Annotated in this window: 24 protein-coding genes; 22 read left to right on the forward strand and 2 right to left on the reverse strand. The window is 62.5% G+C overall.

Annotation, left to right across the window (positions count from 1 at the left end; all coding sequences use genetic code 11):
* Positions 1-121 precede the first annotated feature (121 nt).
* Both HMPREF3092_RS10250 and HMPREF3092_RS10255 read right to left on the reverse strand, forming a co-directional pair.
* Positions 122-796, reverse strand: coding sequence for a VOC family protein (locus tag HMPREF3092_RS10250; protein WP_062021986.1), 675 nt, complete (start codon positions 794-796; stop codon positions 122-124).
* A gap of 210 nt (positions 797-1,006) precedes the next feature.
* Complete coding sequence (locus tag HMPREF3092_RS10255; protein ID WP_019174538.1) at positions 1,007-1,492, reverse strand: inorganic diphosphatase; 486 nt, start codon at positions 1,490-1,492, stop codon at positions 1,007-1,009.
* 96 nt (positions 1,493-1,588) lie between these two features.
* Here HMPREF3092_RS10255 and dacB point away from each other — a divergent pair, with 96 nt between their 5' ends.
* The 22 genes from dacB to HMPREF3092_RS10365 all read left to right on the forward strand — a co-directional run bounded on the left by dacB (position 1,589) and on the right by HMPREF3092_RS10365 (position 24,862).
* Positions 1,589-3,106 (forward strand): D-alanyl-D-alanine carboxypeptidase/D-alanyl-D-alanine endopeptidase, encoded by a 1,518-nt coding sequence (gene dacB / locus HMPREF3092_RS10260; RefSeq protein ID WP_070424821.1) that lies wholly within the window; start codon positions 1,589-1,591, stop codon positions 3,104-3,106.
* Positions 3,103-4,212 carry a zinc-dependent metalloprotease gene (locus tag HMPREF3092_RS10265; protein ID WP_176745721.1) on the forward strand — a complete coding sequence of 370 codons (1,110 nt, stop codon included), beginning with the start codon at positions 3,103-3,105 and terminating at the stop codon, positions 4,210-4,212. Before dacB ends, HMPREF3092_RS10265 begins: the two co-directional genes overlap by 4 nt.
* A gap of 5 nt (positions 4,213-4,217) precedes the next feature.
* On the forward strand, positions 4,218-5,348 hold the full coding sequence (gene tilS, locus HMPREF3092_RS10270; protein WP_019174541.1) for a tRNA lysidine(34) synthetase TilS: 1,131 nt from the start codon (positions 4,218-4,220) through the stop codon (positions 5,346-5,348).
* Positions 5,349-5,385: 37 nt separating this feature from the next.
* A complete protein-coding gene (gene hpt, locus HMPREF3092_RS10275) occupies positions 5,386-5,937 on the forward strand; it encodes a hypoxanthine phosphoribosyltransferase (protein WP_019174542.1) in 552 nt (183 codons plus the stop codon).
* A 47-nt stretch (positions 5,938-5,984) separates the two neighbouring features.
* A complete protein-coding gene (gene ftsH / locus HMPREF3092_RS10280; protein WP_019174543.1) occupies positions 5,985-8,141 on the forward strand; it encodes an ATP-dependent zinc metalloprotease FtsH in 2,157 nt (718 codons plus the stop codon).
* Positions 8,141-8,704 (forward strand): GTP cyclohydrolase I FolE, encoded by a 564-nt coding sequence (gene folE / locus HMPREF3092_RS10285; RefSeq protein ID WP_019174544.1) that lies wholly within the window; start codon positions 8,141-8,143, stop codon positions 8,702-8,704. The genes ftsH and folE overlap by 1 nt, the downstream gene beginning before the upstream one ends.
* A gap of 5 nt (positions 8,705-8,709) precedes the next feature.
* Complete coding sequence (gene folP / locus HMPREF3092_RS10290) at positions 8,710-9,552, forward strand: dihydropteroate synthase (protein WP_070424823.1); 843 nt, start codon at positions 8,710-8,712, stop codon at positions 9,550-9,552.
* Positions 9,549-10,493 (forward strand): 2-amino-4-hydroxy-6-hydroxymethyldihydropteridine diphosphokinase, encoded by a 945-nt coding sequence (gene folK / locus HMPREF3092_RS10295; RefSeq protein WP_070424824.1) that lies wholly within the window; start codon positions 9,549-9,551, stop codon positions 10,491-10,493. The genes folP and folK overlap by 4 nt, the downstream gene beginning before the upstream one ends.
* Position 10,494: 1 nt before the next feature.
* Positions 10,495-10,953 (forward strand): DUF3180 domain-containing protein, encoded by a 459-nt coding sequence (locus HMPREF3092_RS10300; RefSeq protein ID WP_070424825.1) that lies wholly within the window; start codon positions 10,495-10,497, stop codon positions 10,951-10,953.
* Complete coding sequence (locus HMPREF3092_RS10305; protein ID WP_019174548.1) at positions 10,950-11,438, forward strand: PH domain-containing protein; 489 nt, start codon at positions 10,950-10,952, stop codon at positions 11,436-11,438. The genes HMPREF3092_RS10300 and HMPREF3092_RS10305 overlap by 4 nt, the downstream gene beginning before the upstream one ends.
* 53 nt (positions 11,439-11,491) lie before the next feature.
* Positions 11,492-13,252: a PH domain-containing protein gene (locus tag HMPREF3092_RS10310; RefSeq protein ID WP_070424826.1), complete on the forward strand. Its 1,761-nt coding sequence runs from the start codon at positions 11,492-11,494 to the stop codon at positions 13,250-13,252.
* A gap of 10 nt (positions 13,253-13,262) precedes the next feature.
* Positions 13,263-14,147 (forward strand): Rossmann-like and DUF2520 domain-containing protein, encoded by an 885-nt coding sequence (locus tag HMPREF3092_RS10315; protein WP_070424827.1) that lies wholly within the window; start codon positions 13,263-13,265, stop codon positions 14,145-14,147.
* Between the two features lie 185 nt (positions 14,148-14,332).
* The gene (locus tag HMPREF3092_RS10320; protein ID WP_070424828.1) at positions 14,333-15,148 is read left to right on the forward strand and encodes a glycerophosphodiester phosphodiesterase; all 816 of its coding nucleotides are present in this window, start codon (positions 14,333-14,335) and stop codon (positions 15,146-15,148) included.
* A 35-nt stretch (positions 15,149-15,183) separates the two neighbouring features.
* Entirely contained in the window at positions 15,184-16,221 is a 1,038-nt protein-coding gene (locus tag HMPREF3092_RS10325; RefSeq protein WP_070424829.1) for an extracellular solute-binding protein, read from the forward strand.
* Positions 16,222-16,223: 2 nt separating this feature from the next.
* Entirely contained in the window at positions 16,224-17,060 is an 837-nt protein-coding gene (locus HMPREF3092_RS10330) for an ABC transporter permease (RefSeq protein ID WP_070424830.1), read from the forward strand.
* Positions 17,057-17,926: an ABC transporter permease gene (locus tag HMPREF3092_RS10335; RefSeq protein ID WP_083274370.1), complete on the forward strand. Its 870-nt coding sequence runs from the start codon at positions 17,057-17,059 to the stop codon at positions 17,924-17,926. The genes HMPREF3092_RS10330 and HMPREF3092_RS10335 overlap by 4 nt, the downstream gene beginning before the upstream one ends.
* Positions 17,923-19,089 carry an ABC transporter ATP-binding protein gene (locus HMPREF3092_RS10340; RefSeq protein WP_070424832.1) on the forward strand — a complete coding sequence of 389 codons (1,167 nt, stop codon included), beginning with the start codon at positions 17,923-17,925 and terminating at the stop codon, positions 19,087-19,089. The genes HMPREF3092_RS10335 and HMPREF3092_RS10340 overlap by 4 nt, the downstream gene beginning before the upstream one ends.
* Positions 19,086-19,868, forward strand: coding sequence for an MBL fold metallo-hydrolase (locus HMPREF3092_RS10345; RefSeq protein WP_070424833.1), 783 nt, complete (start codon positions 19,086-19,088; stop codon positions 19,866-19,868). Before HMPREF3092_RS10340 ends, HMPREF3092_RS10345 begins: the two co-directional genes overlap by 4 nt.
* A 78-nt stretch (positions 19,869-19,946) precedes the next feature.
* Positions 19,947-21,494 carry a lysine--tRNA ligase gene (gene lysS, locus HMPREF3092_RS10350; protein ID WP_061940791.1) on the forward strand — a complete coding sequence of 516 codons (1,548 nt, stop codon included), beginning with the start codon at positions 19,947-19,949 and terminating at the stop codon, positions 21,492-21,494.
* A gap of 73 nt (positions 21,495-21,567) precedes the next feature.
* On the forward strand, positions 21,568-21,816 hold the full coding sequence (locus HMPREF3092_RS10355; protein WP_019174552.1) for a hypothetical protein: 249 nt from the start codon (positions 21,568-21,570) through the stop codon (positions 21,814-21,816).
* Entirely contained in the window at positions 21,785-22,114 is a 330-nt protein-coding gene (locus HMPREF3092_RS10360; RefSeq protein WP_070424835.1) for a histone-like nucleoid-structuring protein Lsr2, read from the forward strand. The genes HMPREF3092_RS10355 and HMPREF3092_RS10360 overlap by 32 nt, the downstream gene beginning before the upstream one ends.
* Positions 22,115-22,246: 132 nt before the next feature.
* A complete protein-coding gene (locus HMPREF3092_RS10365) occupies positions 22,247-24,862 on the forward strand; it encodes an ATP-dependent Clp protease ATP-binding subunit (protein ID WP_070424836.1) in 2,616 nt (871 codons plus the stop codon).
* Positions 24,863-24,910: the final 48 nt, after the last annotated feature.

Below are 24,910 nucleotides of genomic sequence, written 5' to 3' on the forward strand. Positions count from 1 at the left end.
GTTGCATTAAAGCGTGAATCTGGGTTCGACCGGCGGCGCATTTAGGCGCAAAGTTGCATTAAAGCGTGAAACTGCGTTTGAACGGCGACACTGCGCATCCACGCCGCAGCCGCCGCGCCCCTTACAGAACGACGCGGCCCTGCGGTGTGGTGAAGGTGACGGACATGATGCCCGGCTCGCCGTGCGGAGCCACCCAGTCGATGCCGATTTCCGGGATGGGCTTGTGGGCGTCGGTGCCCAGCCAGTCGCGCACGCGGTCGCGGCTTCCGGCGATCTGCAGCGATTCAATGGCAACAGCGTCGTCGCCGGTGAGTTCGCCGCTGCCGTCCAGCTTGTTCTGCGGGCGGGCTGATGGGTGCAGTTCAGCGGGGGAGACCCAGTGGATGAAGTACGGCAGCTGGCCGTCGGCGATGACGCCCTTCACGCCGATCTGCTTCCAGTGGATTTCCTCTGAGCCTTCCGGGGTGCGGTTGCCGTCGACGGCTTTGCGCTCAAGGCGATCCTCAACCTTGGCCAGGTTGTTGACGCTGACGCACCACGCCATCCAGCCGCCGCCCCTGTCAGACCGCGCCCTTGTGGCCTGCCCGAACGGGGTTGCCAGCGCTGCCGGGTGCTCGAGGGCTTCAACGACCTCGAGGTAGTGCCCGTTTGCCAGCGGGAAGATCAGGTTCCGCGTTCCGAACCGCGGGTGGATTCCGCCGTCGTAGTAGGTGATGCCGAGTTGTTCTGCCAGACGGTCAGCCGTGGCGTGCAGACCGTCCTGCTGAGCGGCGAACGAAACATGGTCCAGATTCATACTCTGAGCGTGGCACAGATCTCATTTTCACGTGACTTAGGTATGCCTAACTTTCTTGTTTTGCTCGCTGTTAGGCCGCTTCTTATCTGACGAGGCGCCGCTCGCCACCTGCCGTCATCTTCGGGTTCCGCTGGGGCCCGGAGGCACGAAAAAGCGGGTGGGAGCGGCTTCCGCTCCCACCCGCTTTCAGCAGTCAGGTTTTAACAGCGGTCAGGCTTCGGCCTTGAAGCGGTCAATCGATTCCTGAACGATCTTTTCGGCGACTTCGCGGCCAGCCCATTCGGAGCCCTTGACGAACTTGTTCGGTTCGAGGTCCTTGTAGTGGACGAAGAAGTGCTCGATGGCGTCCAGCTGGAACTTGTCGACATCCTTGACGTCCTGGATGGCGTCGAAGCGCGGGTCGTCAGCGAGGACTGCGAGGACCTTGTCGTCGCCGCCGGCTTCGTCTTCCATGCGGAAGACGCCGATGGGGCGGGCATCCAGCTGGCAGCCGGGGAACACGGATTCGTGCAGCAGGACCAGAACGTCGAGCGGGTCGCCGTCTTCGCCGAGCGTGTCCTCAAAGAAGCCGTAGTCAGTGGGGTAGGCCATCGAGGTGAACAGGTAGCGGTCGAGCTTGACCCGTCCGGTTTCGTGGTCGACTTCGTACTTGTTGCGCGAACCCTGCGGGATTTCGATGGTGGCGAGAAGTTCCAAGAGATTTTCTCCTTACAGCTGGATGATCCTTAAGGATTCCATGATTGACAGGCGTCACAATTAGCATAGTGAAGGCCAGAAAGAGGTGAGTAATCGGTGAGCAGATCACGTGCCCGCAAGAACAAGCGCCGCAGTGGGCGCGGGCGTGCAGGGGCGATCGGCGGCACTGCCGCGATTGTCGTGGCCGCTTTGACCGGATACGCCGCTCTCGATGCCCTCGACGCAGTTCCCGGCGTTCTCACCGTTGTGCCGACCTCCGGCGGGAGCCCAGCTCCCGCACTTTCCGGAACTCCACCTCGGGCGCTTGATATTGCGGAACTCGACTCCAATGCGCCCGTGCCGAAGAAGATCGCCCGGGTCGTTGAAGACGCGTTCAAGAAAAGCGGCTTCAAGGGCAAAGCCGGCATCGATATTCGCGATGCCGCAACCGGCGAAGTCCTCTACACGAAAGACGCCGGTGCGGACCGCACCCCGGCATCCGTGACGAAGGTGCTGACCTCAGCGGCGGCTCTCGGGGCTCTGGGTGCTGATCACACGTTCACCACATCGGCCCGCCTGGATTCCACAGAGGGAAGCAGCGCTGCATTGGCTCTTGTGGGCGGCGGCGACGTCATGCTCGGGAAGGGTGAATCCAAACCGGGCGCCGTCAACGGCCGTGCAGGCCTGGGCACACTCGCTGAGGACACTGCGCACGAACTCAAAAAGCGCGGTGTGGACACGGTCGAGGTCTACGCGGACGTTTCCCGCTACACCGGCCCGCGGTTCAGCAAAGACTGGGACCGCGACGACATCGGATACGGTTTCATCACGAACATGGACCCGCTCATGGTTTCCATGGGGTCGAAGACCGGCGAATACAAAGCGCCGCGCACACCCGAACCCGCCCGCGATGCGCTTCGCGACTTTGCCGACGCTCTGACCGACCAGGGCCTCAAGGTCGACATCCGCAACCCTGATGTGCAGACCGAACCGCCAGCCGAAGAAGCCGCGCCGCTGCACGCGGACGGCGCCGGCGATGACGGCAAAGACAAGAACGACGACGGCGCCGGCACGCAGCAAGGTCCGGCCATCATCGCCGAAGTCCAGTCAGCACCGGTGTCCAGCATCGTGCGGCACGCTCTGCAGCACTCAGACAACATCGTGTCGGAAGCCCTCGGCCGTGAAGTCGCGCTGGCTCGCGGCGCGGAAGGCTCCGTGAGCTCAGCGGCGGCGGAAGTCCTGCAGCAGCTTAAAGACATGAACGTCGACACCGGCAGCATCCGCCTGCACGACACATCGGGCTTGTCGTACAAGAACCGAATTTCGCCACACGACCTGACCGGCATCGTCGTGGCCGCCGCACAGTCCGATGACAGCCTCTCGCAGCTCATCCCCGGCATGCCGGTGGGCGGACTCAACGGCACGCTCATCTACCGCTACGCAGAAGGCGGGGCCGCCGGAAACGTGTCAGCCAAAACAGGCACGCTGGCAACTGTTGCGAGCCTGTCGGGAACCGTTCTCACGGCAGATGGCCGCCTGCTGGCGTTTTCGATGATGACCGAAGGCGGAGTCGGCAGTGCCCGCCAGGCCATCGATGAAGCCGTAACCGGTCTGTCCAAGTGCGGGTGCCGGTGACAGTGCGCATCCACGTTCCGTCCGCGCTCGCCGCTGCCCGCGAATCCACTCCCGCCGGCCCCAAGGTGACGGCTGCAGAGGGTGAGGCCCTGGTGCTGGAAATGCGCGAAGCGGCCGAAACCTCGTTCGACCTGCTTCTGGACGCCATGCGTCTAAGTCGCGAGGTCGAAGACGCCGCCCGGCAGCGCGCGGCATCCGACAGGGTGCTCGTGGTCGACCGGATGGGCTGGGTGAAGGCCAATGCGCTCATGCTCACGGAGCTGCTGGAACACCTGGACTCTCCGGAGTCCGGCACGGCAGCCGGTGACAGCACCCGCTCCCGAGGCGGAATCGGCACTGCTCTCAACACGGCTCGGCAGAAGCTCAGGTCTGCGCGCTCCGGAGCCGAAGCGCGGACGAACGGCGTGCAGCTGGGAGCTGTCCTGGGAATTCTTTCGCGCCGAGTGCTGGGACAGTACGAGCCCATGCGCAGACCGGGAGCACTTATCCTCAACGCCCCGACGATCCTCGAAATGGAAAAACGCATGGAGTTCGAACCGCGCGATTTCCGCCTGTGGGTTGCATTCCACGAAACCACGCACCGCGTGCAGCTGGCACTGGCACCGTGGATTCGCGACGAGGTGATCGACCGGATCGGCCGTCTGCTGGACACGGACGAATCACTGGGGGATCTTCTGGGCCAGCTGCCAGAAGCGCTGCGCGGCGAAGTGTCACTGGCGACCGCGGCACTCAGCCCTGAGGGGCGGTGCGCAATGGAAGACGTCACCGCAATCATGACGCTGCTGGAAGGCCATGCCGACGTCATGATGGACCGCGCCGGCAAACGAGTCATTCCCAGTGTTCGCCGCATTCGCCGCGTGTTCAATGCCAACCGCCGCTCGGACTCGGGTCTGCGCGCGGCGGCCATGCGGCTCATGGGATCGGATGACAAGCTCGCCCAGTACGAAGACGGGGCGCATTTTGTGCGCAGCGTCATCCGCAAGGCGGGAATGGACGGCTTCAACCGCGTGTGGTCATCACCGGATGCTCTGCCGAGCGCGGCCGAGCTGCAGGACCCTGAAATGTGGGTGTCCAGGGTTGTGTCAGACCCTCCGGGCACACTGTAGGACCTATGGGAAGCAATGCGGACAGCAGCGGCCAGCGCGGCGACGGCCAGCGCGGCCGCGGTCAGAACGGCGGCGAGCGCAAGGCTGGCGGCGGCCTCGCGCCGCAGCATCGCCGTCCTCGCCTGGATCCCGATTCAGCCGTCATCCGCCGTGCCGTTGCCGACTGCCTGCCTGATGAACCCGGCCGGTTCATCGTCGCGGTCTCCGGCGGACCGGACTCGGTGGCGCTCGCGGCAGCGTGCGCACACTTGGATGTGACGACCGAGCACTCATTCACCGCTGTCATCGTTGACCACGGCCTGCAGCCGGGGTCAGCGCACATCGCAGTGCGCACAGCCGGAATGGTCATGGGGCTCGGGGTTTCCGCAATTGTGCGCACAGTGAAGGTCGAACGCACAGCCAGCGGCCTGGAAGCCGATGCCCGCTCTGTCCGCTACGGGGCACTTGAGGACGCGCGCATCGCAGCCGGTGCGCAAGCCGTTCTCACCGGCCACACCCGCGACGACCAAGCAGAAACTGTTCTGCTGGGCCTGCTGCGCGGTTCGGGCAGTCGCGCACTTGCCGGTATGCGCCCGCGAACCGGAACCGTGTGGCGGCCCCTGCTGGGCATTGAGCGCCGACAGACGGTGGCTTCGGCCTACGCACAGCGCATCCCTGTGTGGCACGACCCCATGAACCGCGACCCCGACTACACGCGCGTGCGCCTCAGACAACAAGTGCTGCCAGCGCTGACCGACCACCTGGGGGAGGGCGTGAAGGGCAACCTGGCGCGCACGGCAGAGCTCGCAGCCTTCGATGCCGACTATCTGGACCGGCGGGCGGCCCGCATGGCAGAAAGCCTGATAGAAGCCGATCATCTGAGCGCACAGACGGCACAGCTGCCGCCAGCACTGGGCACTCGCGTCATCCAGAAGTGGCTTCATCAGCAGCTGCGCACACCGGATCAGGTCAGTGCAGAACACGTCCTCGGCGCGTGGCGAGCTCTGAACGGCGGCCCACAGCCCCTGTCCATGCCGAGCGGCATGAGTCTTGAGCGGACCGACCGTGGTGACCTCCGCCTCGTGCCCGGTGACCGACCCAAGCGCAGAAGTGACAAAGGTTTCCCACACCAGACGGAGGGCCAGCGGGTATGCTGATGGGCGTCTCGGCTGGCGCGAGCAGAAAGGACACCGAGTGGACCAGAACGACCTCGGATCGGACATCGAGAAGATCCTCGTAACGGAAGAGCAGATCAACACCCGCCTGCGGGAAATGGCTGCTGAAATCGACCGCGACTACGAAGGCAAAGATCTGCTGATCGTCGGTGTCCTCAAGGGCGCTGTCATGGTCATGGCCGACCTTGCACGCGCACTGCACTCGCACGTCACGATGGACTGGATGGCAGTGTCCTCCTACGGTTCCGGCACCAAATCCTCCGGTGTCGTGCGCATCCTCAAAGACCTCGACACCGACCTGACGGGCCGCCACGTGCTCATCGTCGAAGACATCATCGACTCCGGCCTGACCCTGTCGTGGCTGCTGTCGAACCTCAAGTCCCGCGGTGCTGCCAGCGTTGAGATCTGCACCATGCTGCGCAAGCCCGAAGCCATCAAGGTCGACATCGACGTCCGCTACACCGGCTTCGACGTGCCGAACGAATTCGTGATCGGCTACGGCCTCGACTACGCGGAGAAGTACCGCAACCTGCCGTTCGTCGCCACCCTGGCGCCGCACGTCTACAGCTGACCCGAACCACCCGCCCACCGCGACCGGAACCGCACAGAGAAGAGCCAATGGCAGATAAGAAAGTGAACACGCCCGCTGTCAAGAAGTGGGCTCGCGGCCCATTTGTCTGGGTTGTTCTTGCCCTCATCATCGTGTCGATCGGAGCTTCGCTCCTGGCCGGGGGCGGTTTCAAGCGCATTGACACCAATCAGGGTCTGCAGCTTCTCGAAGACAAGAAAGTCGAACAGGTCAAGGTCGTCGACGGCGATCAGCGCGTCGACATGGTGTTGAAGGACGACTTCAAGGTCGGCGACCGCGAATACGGCAAGCGGGTGCAGTTCTTCTACGTTGAGCCCCGCGGCGAACAGGTGATCAAGGCCGTTGATTCGGCTGATGTTTCCAAGGGCTTCACGGACGAGGTGCCCAAGCGGTCGTTCCTGACGTCTCTTCTTCTGAACCTGGTTCCGTTCCTGCTGATCGGACTCGTGTTCTGGTTCCTGCTGACGCGCATGTCTGCCGGCGCGGGCGGAATCATGAACTTCGGCAAGTCCAAGGCGAAGATGATCCAGAAGGAAGAACCTGACGTCACCTTCGCCGATGTCGCCGGTGTTGACGAAGCCCTCGAGGAACTCGAAGAAATCAAGGAGTTCCTGTCCGAACCGAAGAAGTTCACCGACGTCGGGGCGAAGATCCCCAAGGGTGTTCTCCTGTACGGTTCACCCGGTACCGGTAAGACGCTTCTTGCCCGTGCCGTAGCCGGCGAGGCGGGGGTTCCGTTCTTCTCGATGTCCGGTTCGGATTTTGTCGAAATGTACGTCGGTGTTGGCGCCAGCCGTGTGCGCGACCTCTTCGAGCAGGCGAAGGACAATTCGCCGTGCATCATCTTCATCGACGAAATCGACGCGGTCGGCCGTCAGCGCGGCGCCGGCATGGGCGGCGGAAACGACGAACGCGAACAGACGCTCAACCAGCTGCTGGTCGAAATGGACGGCTTCGACCCCACGAAGAACATCATCCTCATGGCGGCCACCAACCGGCCCGACGTGCTTGATCCGGCCCTGCTGCGTCCGGGCCGCTTCGACCGGCAGATTGCCGTCGAAGTTCCCGACATGAAGGGCCGTGCGCACATCCTCAAGGTCCACTCGAAGGGCAAGCCCCTGGCTGATGAAGTCGACCTGAACGCCGTTGCCAAGCGCACGCCCGGTTTCTCCGGTGCTGACCTTGCAAACGTCATGAACGAAGCCGCACTTCTCACAGCGCGTTCGAACCAGACCGTCATCGACAACACGATCATGGACGAAGCCATTGACCGTGTGATCGCCGGTCCGCAGAAGCGCACCCGCCTGATGAACGACAAAGAGCGCATGGTCACCGCCTACCACGAAGGCGGACACGCGCTGGTCGCTGCGGCGATGAACCACACGGACCCGGTCACGAAGATCACCATCCTGCCGCGCGGCAAGGCTCTCGGCTACACCATGGTCATGCCGACAGAAGACAAGTACTCGGTCACCCGCAACGAACTGCTGGACCAGCTGGCCTACGCGATCGGCGGTCGTGCCGCCGAGGAAATCGTGTTCCACGATCCTTCGACCGGTGCGTCGAACGACATCGAAAAGGCCACGAGCACGGCCCGCAAGATGGTCACCCAGTACGGCATGAGCGAAAAGATCGGCATGGTCAAGCTCGGCGACGAAGGCGGCGACCCGTTCGCCGGTCGCGGAGGCACGGGCGAAGTCGGCACGGCAGAGGCCACCAAGCTCATCATCGACGAAGAAGTGCGCACACTCATCGACTCAGCCCACGCCGACGCCTACTGGGCTCTCAACACCAACCGCGCGATCCTCGACCAGCTGGCCTACGAACTGCTGGAACGCGAAACCCTCGACGAAGCTGATCTCAAGCGCATTTTCGCCGACGTGCAGAAAGCACCGAAGCGCGAAGTGTGGCTGACCAGTGAAGACCGCCCGGTCTCTGACATTCCGCCCATCACACCGCCGGAGCGCCGCGAAAACGCCGGCGACTGGCGCGATGCCGTTGCTCGCCGCGCTGAAGAGCGCCGCCAGCAGGAAGAGGACGCACAGGGCTCCGCTGAACAGTCAGGCCAGAACACTCAGCAGGATCCCTACGGCCAGCCGGGTCAGCAGAACCCCGGCTACCAGTACCCCGGCTACCCGGAGCACCCTGACCAGCAGCCTCCGCACGGTTCAGAGGACGACCGCTGATGGCAGATCTGCCCAAGATCGAAGCTGCCGTCCGCAGCATCCTCGAAGCCATCGGCGAAGACCCCGACCGCGACGGTCTGAAAGACACGCCCAAGCGGGTCGCAAAGTCCTATGCCGACCTGTGCCGGGGCCTGGGCCAGACAGCAGACGACCTCCTCGAAGTCAGCTTCGACATCGGGTACGACGAAATGGTGCTCGTCAAAGACATCGAAATGTTCTCGATGTGCGAACACCACCTGCTGCCGTTCCACGGCAAGGCCCACGTGGGCTACATCCCCGGCCCGGAGGGTCGTGTGACGGGGCTGTCGAAGCTCGCCCGCCTGGTCGAGGTCTATGCCCGACGCCCGCAGGTGCAGGAAAGGCTCACCACTCAGATCGCGGATGCCCTGGTGGACAACCTCAACGCCCGCGGCGTGATCGTCGTAGTCGAAGCTGAGCATCTGTGCATGTCGATGCGCGGTGTGCAGAAGCCCGGCGCGAAAACCCTGACCTCGGCGGTGCGCGGACAGCTGCGCGATCCCGCAAGCCGCGCAGAGGCCATCAGTCTGATTCAGGGCGGGTGAAGCACATGCGCACCAAGATCATGGGCGTGCTCAACGTAACGGCTGACTCCTTTTCCGACGGGGGCCGCTACCTCGACTACGACAAAGCGGTTGAGCACGCGCTCAACCTTGTCGAACAGGGCGCGGACATCATCGACGTCGGCGGTGAATCAACTCGCCCCGGCTCCACCCGAGTCCCGGAAGACGAAGAGATCGCACGCGTCGTGCCGGTCGTCGAAAAGCTCGTGTCCGAAGGTGTGACGGTCAGCGTTGACACGATGCGGGCCTCCACCATGGAGCACGCCTTGGACGTCGGTGCGCACATCATCAACGACGTTTCGGCCGGCAAAATGGACAGCCGCATGTTCGACGTCGCAGCGAAATCTGATGCTGAGCTCATCGTCATGCACTGGCGGGGCCTGCTGACCGATGCGCGTGCCACCCACACCTATGACGATGTGGTCGCCGAGGTCCGCGATGAACTTCTGGAGCGCGTAGACGCGGCTTTGGAAGCTGGGGTGAAGAGTGAGCGCATCATCCTCGACCCCGGTCTGGGCTTTGCAAAAGACGCCGAGCACAACTGGCAGCTGATGGCAGGAATCGACGAATTCAACCAGCTGGGCTACCGACTGCTGGTCGCCGGATCGCGCAAGCGCTTCCTGGCGTCACTCATCAATCCCGACAACCCGGCAGCCGCCAGCGAAGCTGACCGGGATGCCGCAACCGCGGCAATCACCGCCGTGTCCGCCCGCGCGGGAGCGTGGGCTGTGCGCGTGCACGATGCCCGCACCTCTTATGTGGCTGCCGCTGTGTGCGACGCAATCGACAAAGCCGGTCACGACTACCAGCTGAAGAAGCAGCGGCAATGACGCACGAAATCCACCTGAGGGGCCTGCGCGCCTACGGCCACCACGGGGTTTTCGACTTCGAAAAGACCGACGGCCAGGAATTCAGTGTGGACGTCAGGCTCAGCGGCGACTTCAGCCGCGCCGCCAGCACCGACCGCCTGGAGGACACGGTCGACTACGGGGCAGTGGCCGACCTCGCCGCCTCGATCGTCAGCACCGAACGCTACGACCTGATAGAAGCACTCGCCGCCCGCATCGCAGACGCCATCGCTGGGACCATCGCGATTCCTTGCCGGGTGGAAGTCACGGTGCACAAACCATCGGCGCCGATCGCGCACGACTTCACCGACGTCACAGTCCGGGCAGAAGCCGTCAGCAGCGGAATGGCGTGTGAAGACGCTCAGGGGAGTGGCACCTCGTCAGACCAGCCGATAACAGCGGTCCTATCGTTGGGAGCCAACCAAGACAACCCGCGCGGGCAGCTGGAAGACGCCCTGCGCGCCATTGACCGCCTGCCGCGGGTCCGCGTCGTGCAGACCTCCGGGTTCTATTCGACCGCGCCCGTCGGGGGAGTGGAGCAGGACGATTTCGTCAACTGCGCGGCCGTCATTGAAGCTGACTGCAGTCCGCGCGAACTCTTGGCTTCCCTGCAGGGGATCGAGGTGGCGCAGGGCCGGGTGCGCGAGGTCCGCTGGGGGCCGCGCACACTCGACATCGACATCGTGCGGCTGGCAGCGGCAGACAAGGACATCGACAGTCCCGAAGCGCAGATTCTCAGCGACGACCCGGTTCTCACCCTGCCACACCCCAGGGCGCACGAACGTGCTTTCGTGCTCGTACCGTGGGCAGAGATGCGTCCGGAAGCCAAGATCAGCGTAAAGCGCGAAGACATCCCTGTGAGCGCTGCGGGAGAACGCGTTCAGACAGCCGATCCGGCGCAGACCGTTCGACGATTGGACTGACATGCGTCCGACTAAAGCATCGAACCTTCTGACCGGCGGGGCCATCGGGCTCATGGTCGGGGCCGCTGGCTCCTGGGTTCTGGAAAGCTGGGGCAGTCCGCTTCCGGAGGTTCCGTGGCCGGCTATCGTCGGCATGCTCCTGCTGGGCGGCACGCTCCTGGTGCTCGGCATTCCGATCAAGAGGTGGAACGACGGCGAACGTAAGCAGCCGATCGATCCGCTGCAGGCCGCCCGAGTCGCCATGATGGCCAAAGCGTGCTCGCTGACCGGGGCGGCACTGTCCGGCTGGTACCTGGGTTCGGGCATCTACATTCTGCTGTCTGCTGGTTTTCTCCGCACTGGCTCAGCAATGGCCATGTTCGGTACTTTTGTTGTGGCCGCGGCTCTGATGACCGTCGGAATCGTGGTCGAATGTTTCTGCCAACTGCCGCCGGACGATCCTTCAGGAGCAGCCGCATGAGCATTCCCCTGCGCGAACCCGACCTCATCCCCGTAGACAAGCGGCTTGCCCTGGTGCGGCTGCTCAACACGATCATCAGTGCGGCTATCACCAGTGCGATGGCCATCGGGGCCTACTTCACGCTCGATTTCGCCAAACCGTGGATGCTCATCCTTGCTCTGCTGTTCACACTGGGCGGCCCGCTTGTGCGGTGCATCTTCATCTTCCGTCAGGTCAGCGCCATGGGCTACAAAGTCCGGCCCACGGACCTGCTGATTGAAAGCGGCATCATGTACCGCAGAACCGCCGTCGTTCCCTATGCGCGCATGCAGTACGTCGATGTCACCGCAAGCCCGCTGGAACGATTCTTCGGGCTTGCCACCGTCACGCTGCACACAGCATCAGCAGGGTCGGATGCAACCGTGCCCGGCCTGAAGCGCGCCGACGCTGACCGTCTGCGCGAACTGCTGTCTGAACGCGGCCAGAGCGGTCTGGCGGGCCTGTGATGGCAGGGACGACACAGCGCCTCGAGCCCGGAGTCTGGCACAGGGTTCACCCGATGACTCCCGTCATGCAGATGGGAGGCTTCCTGGTTGCGGCATTCTTCGGAATCGTCATCTTCGCCGGCAATCTGCTGCCGAACCTGATCGGCTCGATCTTCACGGGCGGAGGTGCTCTGCGCGAAGGGTCGGAAGCTATCGGCCGTGTGCCGGTTCTGTTCTTCCTGCTGCCGCTGCTGGGCATCTTCGTCATTGTCGCAGCCGGTGTCGGCCTGCTGTACCTGCAGTGGAAGAAGACCGCCTACCGCTATGACGACCGGGTGGTTGAGTTCAAACACGGCATCGTGGCCAAGGCGCATCGCCACGCAAACTTTATGCGCATCCAGTCCGTCGATGTCCAACAGCCATTCCTGGCACGCATTCTCGGTCTGGCGACACTCGTTTTTGATGTTGCCGGCGGAAGTGACTCCAACATCACCATCCTGTACCTGAAGAAGGCACAGGCCGAACAGCTGCGCGACATCATCCTGGCAAACGTCCGCACCGCCAAGGCGGCCGCAGCGCCGGCCGGCCCTGCAGACTATCTCCCAGGGGCTGCACACGACAGCGCCCACCCGACCGCCCCGGCAGCCGGCTATGCAGGCGGGCAGGTGAGTGGCGCCTCGTCCGATGCCGGCCAGTACGGTCATCCCGGCCTGCAGAACCAACCCGGCCAGCCCAGTCATCAGGGGCGGGATGCCAGCGGCACCCAGCACAACCCAGACGCACCCGGCATGCCGGCAGGCGCCAAGATCGTGTCGTCCCTCAGCGGGCACGCGGAGGGTGTCGGCAACGACCTTGCCGGGTCGGTCCAGGAACTCATCGCGCCGTACACGCGCAACGGGCGGATCAAACCCGACGGCGAACTCATTAGCGTTCCGCTGCACCGAACCATCCTGGCAGCCTTTCTTACCACCGGCGTTGTCTTTTCCCTCGCACTGATTCTGCTGGCGATTGCGGCAATCGGCGTGTGCATCGCACTTGCTGTGGGCGGCTACATGAACATCGAAGCCCTTTTCGCAGTTCTCACCACCATGGCGCCCATGGCATTCGGCTTCGTGATCGCCACATTCCAAATGGTCACCAGCAACCTCAAGCACGGGAACTTCTCGGCGAAGCTAACCGGCGACGGCGTGCAGATCAGCCAGGGAGTTTTCTCCACCGAACGGGTGCTGGTGCCGCTTGATCGTCTGCAGGCCGTTGAAATCCGCCAGCCATTCATGTGGCGGATAGCCGGCTGGTACCGGGTCATGTTCAACACGGCGGGCGATTCCGGCAAAGAAGGCAAGACTCTTCTGCCGGTGGGCTCGCTGACTGACGTCCAGACCCTCATGGGTCTGGTGCTGCCCGAAGGTGTGGGCGAACTCAACTCCGGCCACGCTGTTGCTCCCGGTGATGTCGTCCACGAGGCTCTCGCTGGCACTTTCCGCAAACCCGCCGGAGTGCCGGGGCTGTTCGCCCAGCAGCCGGGGCGAACCCGCTGGCTTGACCCGCTCAACCGCGCCCGCGCCGGATGGGCCGTCACCAAGGCGGTCATGGCTGTGCGCACCGGCCGATTCGCCCGCCGGGCAATCTTCGTACCGCACGCCCGTGTGCAGTCGCTCGGCTGGAATCAGGGGCCCATCCAGAGGTCCTTCAAGGTCGCAACCATCTACCTGCACTCCACCCGCGGTCCGGTCAGGCCGTACCTTGAACACCTGGACGAACACACCGCACGGAAGCTCCTGTTCGACTACGCGCAGCACACGCAGCGCGCGCGTGCCGCCATGGACGCCGCCTGAGAGGACACACGTGAACCTGGACGACCAAACTCGCCTAGGAGTCGGCATCATCGGCACCGGAAAAGTCGGTGCTGTCATCGGCGCAACCCTGCGAGGGGCCGGGCACGCGATCGTGGGAGTCACAGGGGGCTCCGAGGCCACTTTGGACCGTGCGGAGGCGATGCTTCCGGGCATCCCCATTCTCGAGGTGGAGGAAATCCTCGAGCGGGCCGAACTGGTCATCTTCACGGTGCCGGATGATCAGCTGGGTGATCTTGTGTCCGGTCTTGCTGAGCTCGGACGGTTTTCGCCGGGGCAGATCGTCATGCACTTCTCGGGCCGGTACGGGGCGGACATTCTGGCGCCCGCTGCCGCCCGAGGAGCGATCACACTCGCGCTGCACCCGGCCCTGTCGTTCACGGGAACCTCAATGGACCTCGAGAGGCTGCGCCGCACCTCGATCGCTGTGACCGGGCCCAAGACGTTCCTGGCTATTGGGCAGGCACTCGCGGTGGAAATCGGCGGGGAACCCTTCGTTGTGGCCGAAGCTGATCGCGCGCTGTACCACGCAGCGTGTTCGCACGCGTCAAACCACGTGAGCGTCGTCATCGCCCAGGCCATGGAGATGCTCGAATCAATCGGGATCGAAGACCCGGGGCAGGTGCTGGGGGAACTGGTGGCGGCGAGCACGTCGAATGTGCTGCGCAGCGGAGTGCGCACATTGACGGGACCTGTGTCTCGCGGTGACGCATCGACGGTGCGAGCCCACCTGACAGCGCTTGATGAAACAGCGGGAGAACTGGCCGGCACGGGCGATTCTTACCGTGCTGTGGCACGTGCGACGGTCCAGCGGGCGCTTGCCAACGGAACAATCACCGACCAGCAGGCACAGAACATCCTCGACCTCCTGGTCTGAGCTCTTCCGACGTGAGCTGCGGTGCTGAACGGGCGGGGACGCCTCCGCCCTCTGAGTTCATTCGCTGAAGCTGAGTGTTCACCCTCGAATCACCAAGCAGACATTGATCATTCCTAGGTTGGGCCTCGTTGTCTTTTGAGTGGGCATGAATTGCCCCGCCCGACCGACGGAGGCCTGGACAGGCAATGTTCCACCGCACAGTCATTTCGCTGGCTGCTTCATGTGTGCTTTTTGCTGGTGCTCTAACCGCCGGCCCCGCTGCTGCGGCTGAAGCGCAGAACAGCGGGACGGCTTTGGGAAGCGTCGCTCACCGCGGCGACAAGGAACACCACCCGGACAATACTCTCGCTGGGGTCGAATCCGCGATTGCCAAGGGCGCCGACTGGGTCGAAATCGACGTCCACTACAACATCGCCGGCGACAAGTTCTATCTGTCGCACGACAACCTCTGCAAGGGCCCCGGCGGCACTGCTCTCATTGACTCCGGTTCGCCCAAGAGAATCGAAGAGAACTGCCAGCTGCCGACACTCGACGATGTCTTCGCCGCTTTCGGCAAGCAGACTGCAACGAACTTCGTGTACGAGTTCAAACACACGGGTCTGACGACCGTGAAGGGTGCTCGCCGTTTGGCACAGGAAATCGAGGAACACGGCCAATCGAGCCGTGCTTGGGTGTCCGGCTTCAGCGACTTGGGCCTGAAGACAATCAAAGATCAGAAAACCGGCAACAAACTCATGCGTGTTCGCACCTGGACAGGCGAAGGTCCCGTCAGCCGGACGTGGGTTTCCTCCACCGCGAAACAGGGCTTTGACGCCATCAACATCAACCTCGACGCTTTGCGACCGGAAACCGTTGCCTATGCGAAATCACTCGGGCTGACCGTTTCCGCTTGGGGCTGGCCCGACGCTGTTGAGAAAGACAACCAGAAGGCAATCGACATGGACGTCGACATGTTCATGACCGACCGCCTTGATGACCTTCACCAGCGCCTCGGTCGCTGACACAACCACCGAGAACTTCACACAAAGGAGAAATCATGCGCCGTTCACTGTCCGCAGCAGTTCTGGCTTCCCTGTCCGCATTCGCCCTTGCCGCCTGCTCCATCGGAGGCAGCGGAGGAGGTTCCGCTGAAGGCTCGGGCACCGTCGTTTCGTACAACACACCCCAGGAATGGGCCAACTGGGACGACGTTCTGAAGCAGTTCACCGAGTCCACGGGGATCGAAGCCCCCAACGACCCGAAGAACTCCGGTCAGACGCTGGCTGCTCTCACGGCTGAAAAGGAATCGCCGGCAGCAGACGTTGCCTACTACGGCATCGTCTTCGGCATGCAGGCTCAGGACGAAGGCCTCGTTGAGCCCTACAAGCCCGAAGGCTTCGACGACGTCGACGAAGACCTCAAAGACCCCGAAGGCAACTGGACCGCCGTCCACCAGGGTGCTGTGGCAATGCTCGTCAACACAAAGGAACTCGGCGACGTCGAAGTTCCCAAGTGTTGGAACGACCTCACCGACCCCAAGTACAAAGACAAGGTCGGTTACCTCGACCCCGCCCAGGCAGCCGTCGGCTACTCGGTGCTGACAGGAGCCAACCTGGCCCTCGGCGGTTCGCTCGATGACTTCAAGCCCGGACTCGAATGGGCAGAGAAAATGGCTGACAACGGCGTGAAGAACCCCGCCCAGACCGCCACCTCGTCAGTTCAGCAGGGTGAAATCCCGATCCTCATCGACGCTGACTTCAACGGCTACCAGCTTGCAGCAGAAGACTCGCCTATCGAGGTTGTCTACCCGTGCGAAGGCACGCTGAGCATTCCCTACACCATGAGCCTGGTGAAGAGCGGACCCAACGGAGACAACGGCAAGAAGCTCCTCGACTACGTCCTGTCGGACGAAGCTCAGAAGCTGTTCGCCGAAAGCTACCTGAAGCCGGTCAAGGACATTGAGCTTCCCGAATCCGCTCAGGAAGCCTTCCCGTCTGACGAGGAGTACAACAAACTCGTCAAGGGCACCGACTTCGACAAGATGAACGAAGTTCAGGACGGCGTAATCGAAGAATTCCAGAAGGTCACCGGCTGAACATGACCAGCCGTTCGAAGGCCGCTGCCGCTCTGTTGGCGGTTCCGCTGCTCATAGTGCTCGGAGCCGTGCTCATCTGGCCATTGCTCACACTGGGGCTGGCCAGCCTGACAGAAGGCAGCGGTCACTTCACCCTCAGCAATTACATCGGGGCACTCACCAGCTCCCGCTACCAGAAGGCGATGCTCGTCACCGCAGTGCTGGCATTGCTCTCAACGGTCCTCGCACTCATCCTCTGCGTGCCGGCCGGGCTCTACATCGGAACCCAGGACACCGCACTGACCAGGGGGATGGCGGTTGCCCTGAGCATTCCGCTTAGCCTGCCCGGAATCGTGGTCGGCTTCTTCATCATTCTGCTCGTCGGCAACACCGGTGTGGTGCCGTTGGCTTTTGAAAGCGCAATCGGCCAGCGACACCTGCAGATCGCTTACACCTGGGCGGGACTGACGCTCGGATACCTGTACTTTCAGATTCCCCGCATCGTCCTGGTCGTCCGCGGAGCGGCTGCCGCTGTCCGCCCCGAAACTGTTCAGGCCGCACGGAGCCTGGGTGAAGGCACCGTCGGCGTGTACCGCCGCGTCATCATTCCCGCTCTCCGGCCGGCGATTGCCTCGGCCAGCGGGCTGGCATTCGCGACAGCGTTTGGCGCGTACGGAACGGCAGCGACCCTTGCCCGAGGCCAAAGGGTGATGCCGCTTGAGATTGCAGCCGCCTTCACAGAGAACTTCCGCCCCGAGCTCGCCGCGACCCTCAGCATCATCCTGGCCGTTGTGACAACAACAGTGCTCATCGGGCTCAACGCGTGGGGCAGCAAACGGATTGTGAGCGTAAGAACATGACAGCACCCGCAGCGCAGCGGCCTGGAGCAGCCGAGAGCAGCGTCGGAACCTCTCGCACCAGCCGGCCGCAGAAGAGGAGCCCGAAGGGAACAAAAGATCCCGTACAGGCGGTGGGATTCATCTTCGCAATCGCGGCGTGCACCGTCACTCTGCTGCCCCTGCCCATCGTTCTTGCTGTTGCCATCAGTAAGAACTGGGTCACAGGGTTCAGCGGAGGAGTGACAGGTCAGTGGCTGTCACAGGCTTGGCAGCGTATGGACCAGTCAGTCTTCATCAGCCTGCAGGTTGCGGTCATCGTCATGATCGTCGACCTCTTAGTAGCTCTTCCTGCGACCCGCTTCATCACGCGCCACAGCTTTCCAGGCCGAGGTCTGCTGCAGTCAGTATCGACGCTGCCGATTGCGATTCCCGGTATTGCCGTCGGTCTCGCTCTGATCCTGAGCTATCCAGTGCTGCGCCCAAGCGGATGGCTGATGGTGGCCGGCCACGTTCTCTACACCCTGCCGTTTCTCCTCAGCGCGCTGATTCCAGCGATGAACTCTGAGCGGCTCAAGGAACAGGAACTTGTCGCTTCTTCGCTTGGCATGGGGGCCACCAAAATCTTCTTTTCAGTCACGCTGCCGGCGGTCCGCCGGGCACTGATCGGCGGACTGGTCATGGTCGTGACGATGTCGCTGGGTGAATTCAACGTCACGTTCTTTCTTTTCACTCCCAGCGCTCAGCCGATGCCGGTGTTCCTGTTTGACACCTACATCACCGGCCGAATCGAGCTGGCCGCCGCGCAGACCGCAATCTTCTTGGCAATGGTCATCCCGCCGGCAATCGTGCTGGAGAAGTTTCAGGTTCAGAAGGGAGGGGCGGTATGACAGCCGTCACCGTCGAAACATCTGCCGAAGCATCCAGTCAGGAAACTGCGCATCCTGGCCTGACGGTAGGGGACGTCAGCTTTGCCTATCCCGGAACGGATCGGGCAGCGCTGGAGAACATCAATATGACTTTGGGTGTCGGCGATATTGCGGCTCTCGTGGGACCTTCGGGCTGCGGAAAGACAACTCTGCTCAAAACCATCGGCGGCGTTCTTGCGCCGACCTCGGGAACGATCAGCTTCGGCACGGAGGACGTTACGCACCTGCCCGTCAGCCGCCGGCGAGTGGGCTGGGTGCCGCAGCAGTATGCACTGTTTGAACACCTGGACGTCAAAAGCAACATTGCATTCGGCCTCCGTGCTCAGAAGGTGCCCAAGGCACAGCGCCTAGAACGAGTGCAGGAAATGCTGAAGCTGTGTCGGATCACCGAACTGGCCGACCGGGCTCCTGACGAACTGTCCGGTGGGCAGCGTCAGCGCGTTGCCATTGCCCGTGCGCTGGCCCCCAACCCGAAGGTTCTTCTGCTCGACGAACCGCTCGGCGCGCTCGACCCGCAGCTGCGCGGACAGCTGAGAGCAGACCTGCGGAAAATGATCCGCAAAGCCGGTGTCACCACCGTGATCGTCACCCATGATCAAGAAGAAGCGCTTGCCATGGCCGATCACCTGGTCATGATGAACAGCGGCCGCATCGAACAGTCCGGCAAACCCGAATCCGTATGGGCTCACCCGAATTCTGCGTGGGCCGCGGAGTTCCTCGGCCACGCAACTATCCTGCCGGTGGTCGAATACACCGATTCGCAGCGCGCAGTCATCAAGCCGGGATTGTCAGTGCCCGTCAAGTTCGATGACGGACAGGGCGAAGCAGCCGACGGCACTATGGGCCTGGCCATTCGCTCAGTCGATTTCGAAGCGGTTCCCGTGGAAGGTGAGCCCAAAGAAGCGGGGCTGCCGGCTGAGAGCGTGCCGACAGGCACCTCGCATGCCGGCGGTGTGATCGGTGTTGTGCGCGAAGTCGAATATCGCGGTGACGGATTCGTTGTGAAGGCAGAACTCGAAGATGGACTTCGGGTCCCGGCGGACGCTCGGGTCCGCATGGAAATCGGACAGCGGACGCTGATTCGAGCAAGTGAACGCAGGCACGTACCTCAGGTGGAGAAATGAACGCAGAACTGACAGTAATCGGAGCATCGGCAACCGCGCCCACGTATCTGGGTCCAGCATCCGGATACCTGCTGACCACACCTCGCGGATCGATCCTCATCGACTGCGGCCCCGGTGTGATCGGCGGCCTGGCAAAAGACCGCCGACTCGACGAGGTCGATGCCCTCCTCGTGTCACATTCGCACGCGGACCACAGTGCAGACCTTCCGGTGCTGGCGTACCGGCGTTCGTTCCCGCAGGTGCTGCCCTCGCTGCCGCTGTACGCGCCGGAGGACCTGGTTTCCCGGCTGCCCAAACTCGACGATGTCTACGGGATCCCAACGCTGGACACGATGAAGACGCCCCTGGGCAGCCGTTTTGAAATGAAAGTCCGCGAACCCGGAGAGGGCTTCGAAGTTGTGGGCCACCGCGTGCAGACGATCCTGGCGGACCACCCCGTGCCGACCATGAGCATCAAGTTTCCCGATTACGGCTTTGTGTACACCGCCGACACGGGCCTGACTGATGAACTCGTCGAGTTCTCCCGCGGTGCTTCGCTGCTGTTGGCGGAGTGCACCTACCGGGCTGCAGACAACATCGATGTGACAGGTCACGGTCACCTCGACGGACACACGGTCGGTCAGCTGGCCCGAGAAGCCGGAGTGAAGCACCTTGCGGTCACTCACGTGGCCGACCCCGACCACATTCCCGATATCGAGGCGGAAGTTCGCGAAGTCTTCGATGGGAAGGTCACGATGTGTGCGCCGGGGGACAGGTTCCCGCTCGGGTCTTTCAGCTGAGTTCAGTAAGCCCTCGGCAGGCTTTCGGCACCGGGCTCGGCTTGGTTCAGGACGCGGCTCCTTCGCTATCCTTAGACCATGCCTGAAAATCTTGACAATGCCGCAACTGTGCCCGCTGGCGGCGCAGACGCCGAAACTCCCGAACACCTCGACCCCGAACAGCTGCGCATCCGCAAGGAAAAGCGCGCTCGGCTGCTGGAAGAAGGCCGTGAAGCCTACCCCGTGCGGGTCGGCGTCACCCACAGCCTCGGCGAAATCCGCGACAAGTACGCGCACCTTGAAGCCGGCGAAGAAACCGAGGACGTCGTCGGCGTTGCCGGCCGCGTAGTTTTTCAGCGCAACACCGGAAAACTGTGCTTCGTAACCCTCATGGCCGGCGACGGCACCCAGCTGCAGGGCATGCTGTCGCTGAAGGAAGTCGGCGAAGAAGCCCTCAGCCAGTGGAAAGCCGATGTCGACCTGGGCGACCACGTGTTCCTCCACGGCCGCGTTATTTCCTCGCGCCGCGGTGAGCTTTCCGTCATGGCCGACAGCTGGCAGATGGCCTCGAAGGCCGTCCGTCCGCTGCCGCCGATGCACACCCAGCTCGACGAAGAGGGCCGCGTACGCCAGCGCTACCTGGACCTGATCATGCGCCCGGCAGCCAGGGACATGGTGCGCACCCGCTCCAAGGTCATGTCGTCCCTGCGCCACACCTTCGAAGACGAAGGCTTCATCGAAGTCGAAACCCCCATGCTTCAGGTGATCCCGTCCGGTGCGGCCGCACGGCCCTTCAAAACCCACATCAACGCCTACGACATGGAGCTGTTCCTGCGCATTGCACCCGAACTGTTCCTCAAGAAGGCAGTTGTCGGCGGCCTTGACAAGGTCTTCGAAATCAACCGCAACTTCCGCAATGAAGGTGTCGACGCCACACATTCTCCGGAATTCGCAATGCTTGAATTCTATGAAGCGTATGGCGATTTCAAATCCGCTGCTGCTCTGACTAAAAAGCTCATTCAGAACGCAGCAATTGACGCCACCGGATCTACCACCGTCACCCTTTATGACGGAACTGAATATGACCTCGGAGGTGAATGGCCGTGGATCTCAATGTACGAATCACTGGCCGCGGAATCCGGGGAGGACATTACGCCGGAAACGCCCATTGAAGAACTCGTGCGCATTGCCGACAAGCACAATGTCGACATGGAAGGCGTATTCAAGTCCCACGGCAAGTACGTGGAAGAACTGTGGGAGCACTTCCACGAAGGCAAGCTCGACGGCCCGATCTTCGTGACCGACTTCCCCGTCGACACGTCGCCGCTTGTTCGTGAGCACCCCGAAAAGAAGGGCGTCGTCGAAAAGTGGGACCTCTACGTTCGCGGCTTTGAACTGGCAACCGGCTATTCGGAGCTCGTTGACCCGGTAATTCAGCGGGAGCGCTTCGAAGCACAGGCCAAGGACGCTGCCAAGGGCGACGACGAGGCCATGCCGCTGGACGAAGAGTTCCTGCGGGCAATGGAACACGGAATGCCCCCGACCGGCGGTGTCGGCATCGGAATCGACCGCCTGCTCATGGCGCTGACCGGCCTCGGTATTCGCGAAACCGTACTATTCCCATTCGTTAAGCCTTTGGATTACTGAGAATATAATCACTGTTCATTTCAATGGCTCTTATAGGTTTTGATCGTTAGGGATTCCTGTGGAATATTTGAGGGTGCTTCTTCCTTCCATCGTGGTTGGGCTTCTTTTCTGGTACGTTCTGCGTGCCATTATCAAGTCCGACAGCACAGAGCGGAAGGAAATGGACCGCTACTACGCAGAAATGGAAATCCACAAGGCTCAGCGCGAAAACGCGCAGCGTGAAACCACTGAGCGTGACAGCGCAGCCGAGCCGCAGGACGTTTCTGAAGATCCACGAAAGGACCAACACGATGGCTCGCAAGGTGACGACCGTCCTCATTGACGATCTGACTGGTGAAAATGCCGACGAAACCGTTGAATTCGGCATCGACGGCAAGCTCTACGAAATCGAACTGACCGCAGACAACGCCTCGCGGCTTCGCGAACTGCTGGCCGGCTACGTCAAAGTCGCCCGCCGCGCAGAGCGCCCCGCATCAACCGGCCGCAAGACCGCCAGCCCGAAGGCTTCCCGCTCAGACCTCGCGGAGATCCGTGACTGGGCCCGCAGCAAGGGCTACGACGTCTCCGACCGCGGCCGCATCCGCGCCGACATCGTCGAGGCCTACGACAAAGCCCACTGACACAGCAGCGATTCCAGCAGAATTTCGCCCTCAGCCGAAACGCTTCGGCTGAGGGCGAAATCGCAATAAAACCGGCTCCCGCGTGGTTATGGTGCTAGACATTACGGACCGTACAGCGACCCAGGAGGGCTAATGTTCGAACGGTTTACCGACCGCGCCCGACGAGTAGTGGTCTTGGCTCAGGAAGAAGCCAAGCTGCTCAAGCACAACTACATCGGCACGGAACACATCCTGCTCGGCCTCATCCACGAAGGCGAGGGCATTGCTGCCAAGGCTTTGGAAGGCATGGACATCTCTCTCGAGCAGGTCCGCGACCAGGTCACCGAAATCATCGGCGAAGGCCAGCAGGCCCCTTCCGGACACATTCCCTTCACACCGCGTGCCAAGAAGGTCCTCGAACTTTCGCTCCGCGAAGCCCTGCAGCTGGGCCACACTTACATCGGCACGGAGCACATCCTGCTTGGCCTTATTCGCGAAGGCGAAGGCGTAGCCGCACAGGTGCTCGTCAAGCTCGGCGCTGACCTCCCGCGTGTGCGCCAGGAAGTCATCAAGCTCATCTCCGGTTACCAGGGCAAGGAGCCCGCAACCGCCGGAGCCGGCGGCCGCGAAGAGGGCCAGCCGTCCGGTTCGCTGGTGCTCGACCAGTTCGGCCGCAACCTCACGCAGGCAGCCCGCGAAGGCAGCCTCGACCCCGTCATCGGCCGCCGCGAACAGCAGAACCGCGTCATGCAGGTGCTGTCCCGCCGCACCAAGAACAACCCGGTGCTCATCGGCGAACCCGGTGTGGGCAAGACCGCCGTTGTGGAAGGCCTCGCCCAGGCGATCGTCGCCGGCGATGTCCCCGAACCGCTGCAGGACAAGCAGCTGTACACGCTTGACCTCGGTTCGCTGGTCGCCGGTTCGCGCTACCGCGGTGACTTCGAAGAGCGCCTGAAGAAGGTGCTCAAGGAAATCCGCACCCGCGGCGACATCATCCTGTTCATCGACGAAATCCACACGCTCGTCGGTGCCGGTGCAGCTGAAGGCGCAATTGACGCAGCCTCGATCCTCAAGCCGATGCTCGCCCGCGGCGAACTGCAGACCATCGGTGCGACAACGCTGGACGAATACCGCAAGAACATCGAAAAGGACGCAGCGCTCGAACGTCGCTTCCAGCCCATTCAGGTGCCCGAACCCACACTGTCGGACGCCATCAAGATCATGAAGGGTCTGCGCGACAAGTACGAAAACCACCACAAGGTGACCATCACCGATGGTGCGCTGGCTGCTGCCGTCAACCTTTCGGACCGCTACATCAACGACAGGTTCCTGCCTGACAAGGCAATCGATCTGATCGACGAAGCCGGTGCGAAGCTGCGCATCACCCGCATGTCTCAGCCGTCTGAGCTCAAGGAACTCGACGACAAGATCGCCGACGCCAAGAAGCGCAAAGAAGCTGCCATCAGCAAGCAGGACTTCGAAACCGCCGCGAATGCCCGCCAGGAGGAAATGGACCTGACGGAACAGCGCGACAGCGCTGAAAAGGACTGGAAGAAGAAAAACCAGGGCGCCGGAGCAATCGTCGACGAAGAGCTCATTGCGGAAGTTCTGGCTCAGTCCACCGGAATCCCGGTCTTCAAGCTCACGGAGGAAGAGTCCTCGCGTCTGCTGCGCATGGAAGACGAACTGCACAAGCGGATCATCGGCCAGAAGGAAGCCGTCAAGTCGATCTCGCGTGCTATTCGCCGTACCCGTGCCGGTCTGAAAGACCCCCGTCGTCCCTCGGGTTCGTTCATCTTCGCCGGCCCCACCGGCGTCGGCAAGACCGAACTGGCCAAGGCTCTGGCCGAATTCCTGTTCGGCGATGAATCAGCGCTCATCACGCTGGACATGTCGGAGTTCTCCGAGAAACACACGGTGTCGCGCCTGTTCGGTTCGCCTCCCGGCTACGTCGGCTACGACGAAGGCGGTCAGCTGACCGAAAAGGTCCGCCGCAACCCGTTCTCGGTTGTGCTGTTCGACGAAGTCGAAAAGGCTCACGCCGACATCTTCAACTCGCTCCTGCAGATTCTGGAAGACGGCCGTCTGACAGACTCGCAGGGCCGCGAAATCGACTTCAAGAACACGATCATCATCATGACCACCAACCTGGGAACCCGCGAAATCAACCGCGGCACCCCCATGGGCTTCCAGGTGGAAGGTGACTCGGACGCATCGTACGACCGCATGAAGCAGCGCGTATCTGAAGAGCTCAAGCAGCACTTCCGTCCCGAGTTCCTCAACCGCGTTGACGACACCATCGTGTTCCCGCAGCTGAACAAGGACGACATCATCAAGATCGTCGACCTGTTCATCAACCGCCTCAGCGACCGCCTGGCCGACCAGTCCATGACGATCGAAGTGTCGCAGGACGCCCGTCAGGTGCTGGCAGACCGCGGCTTCGACCCGGTGCTCGGTGCGCGCCCGCTGCGCCGCACCATCGCCCGCGAAATCGAAGACCCGCTGTCCGAACGGATTCTGTTCAACGAAATCCGCCCCGGACAGACCATCTACGTCGATGTCGAAGGCGAAGGAGCAGACGCCGAATTTACGTTCAAGGGCGTCAGCGAAAACCGCGTACCCGTCAAGGTCGGTGCTGACGACGAAGACGAAACCGGTGCTATTGCCGAAGCCGGTCCGGCCAACGCCGCCGCTTCGCACAGCGCAGGCGACAACACGGACGGGGGAGCCGCCCGCGAAGCCGGAGCAGAAACCTCCACCGACAGCTGATCGCCTCAGCTGAAATGCAGAGGGGCCCGCGAACGGAACACCGTTCGC

Source organism: Brevibacterium sp. HMSC24B04 (genome assembly GCF_001806835.1).
GTDB classification, from domain to species: Bacteria; Actinomycetota; Actinomycetes; order Actinomycetales; family Brevibacteriaceae; genus Brevibacterium; species Brevibacterium ravenspurgense.

Excerpts from the sequence above, each read along its gene's own strand:
- HMPREF3092_RS10250 (WP_062021986.1), bottom strand. The coding sequence starts at position 796 with ATGAATCTGGACCATGTTTCGTTCGCCGCTCAGCAGGACGGTCTGCAC.
- tilS (WP_019174541.1), top strand. The coding sequence starts at position 4,218 with ATGGGAAGCAATGCGGACAGCAGCGGCCAGCGCGGCGACGGCCAGCGC.
- ftsH (WP_019174543.1), top strand. The coding sequence starts at position 5,985 with ATGGCAGATAAGAAAGTGAACACGCCCGCTGTCAAGAAGTGGGCTCGC.
- folE (WP_019174544.1), top strand. The coding sequence starts at position 8,141 with ATGGCAGATCTGCCCAAGATCGAAGCTGCCGTCCGCAGCATCCTCGAA.
- folP (WP_070424823.1), top strand. The coding sequence starts at position 8,710 with ATGCGCACCAAGATCATGGGCGTGCTCAACGTAACGGCTGACTCCTTT.
- folK (WP_070424824.1), top strand. The coding sequence starts at position 9,549 with ATGACGCACGAAATCCACCTGAGGGGCCTGCGCGCCTACGGCCACCAC.
- HMPREF3092_RS10300 (WP_070424825.1), top strand. The coding sequence starts at position 10,495 with ATGCGTCCGACTAAAGCATCGAACCTTCTGACCGGCGGGGCCATCGGG.
- HMPREF3092_RS10305 (WP_019174548.1), top strand. The coding sequence starts at position 10,950 with ATGAGCATTCCCCTGCGCGAACCCGACCTCATCCCCGTAGACAAGCGG.
- HMPREF3092_RS10310 (WP_070424826.1), top strand. The coding sequence starts at position 11,492 with ATGACTCCCGTCATGCAGATGGGAGGCTTCCTGGTTGCGGCATTCTTC.
- HMPREF3092_RS10320 (WP_070424828.1), top strand. The coding sequence starts at position 14,333 with ATGTTCCACCGCACAGTCATTTCGCTGGCTGCTTCATGTGTGCTTTTT.
- HMPREF3092_RS10325 (WP_070424829.1), top strand. The coding sequence starts at position 15,184 with ATGCGCCGTTCACTGTCCGCAGCAGTTCTGGCTTCCCTGTCCGCATTC.
- HMPREF3092_RS10330 (WP_070424830.1), top strand. The coding sequence starts at position 16,224 with ATGACCAGCCGTTCGAAGGCCGCTGCCGCTCTGTTGGCGGTTCCGCTG.
- HMPREF3092_RS10335 (WP_083274370.1), top strand. The coding sequence starts at position 17,057 with ATGACAGCACCCGCAGCGCAGCGGCCTGGAGCAGCCGAGAGCAGCGTC.
- HMPREF3092_RS10340 (WP_070424832.1), top strand. The coding sequence starts at position 17,923 with ATGACAGCCGTCACCGTCGAAACATCTGCCGAAGCATCCAGTCAGGAA.
- HMPREF3092_RS10345 (WP_070424833.1), top strand. The coding sequence starts at position 19,086 with ATGAACGCAGAACTGACAGTAATCGGAGCATCGGCAACCGCGCCCACG.
- lysS (WP_061940791.1), top strand. The coding sequence starts at position 19,947 with ATGCCTGAAAATCTTGACAATGCCGCAACTGTGCCCGCTGGCGGCGCA.
- HMPREF3092_RS10360 (WP_070424835.1), top strand. The coding sequence starts at position 21,785 with ATGGCTCGCAAGGTGACGACCGTCCTCATTGACGATCTGACTGGTGAA.
- HMPREF3092_RS10365 (WP_070424836.1), top strand. The coding sequence starts at position 22,247 with ATGTTCGAACGGTTTACCGACCGCGCCCGACGAGTAGTGGTCTTGGCT.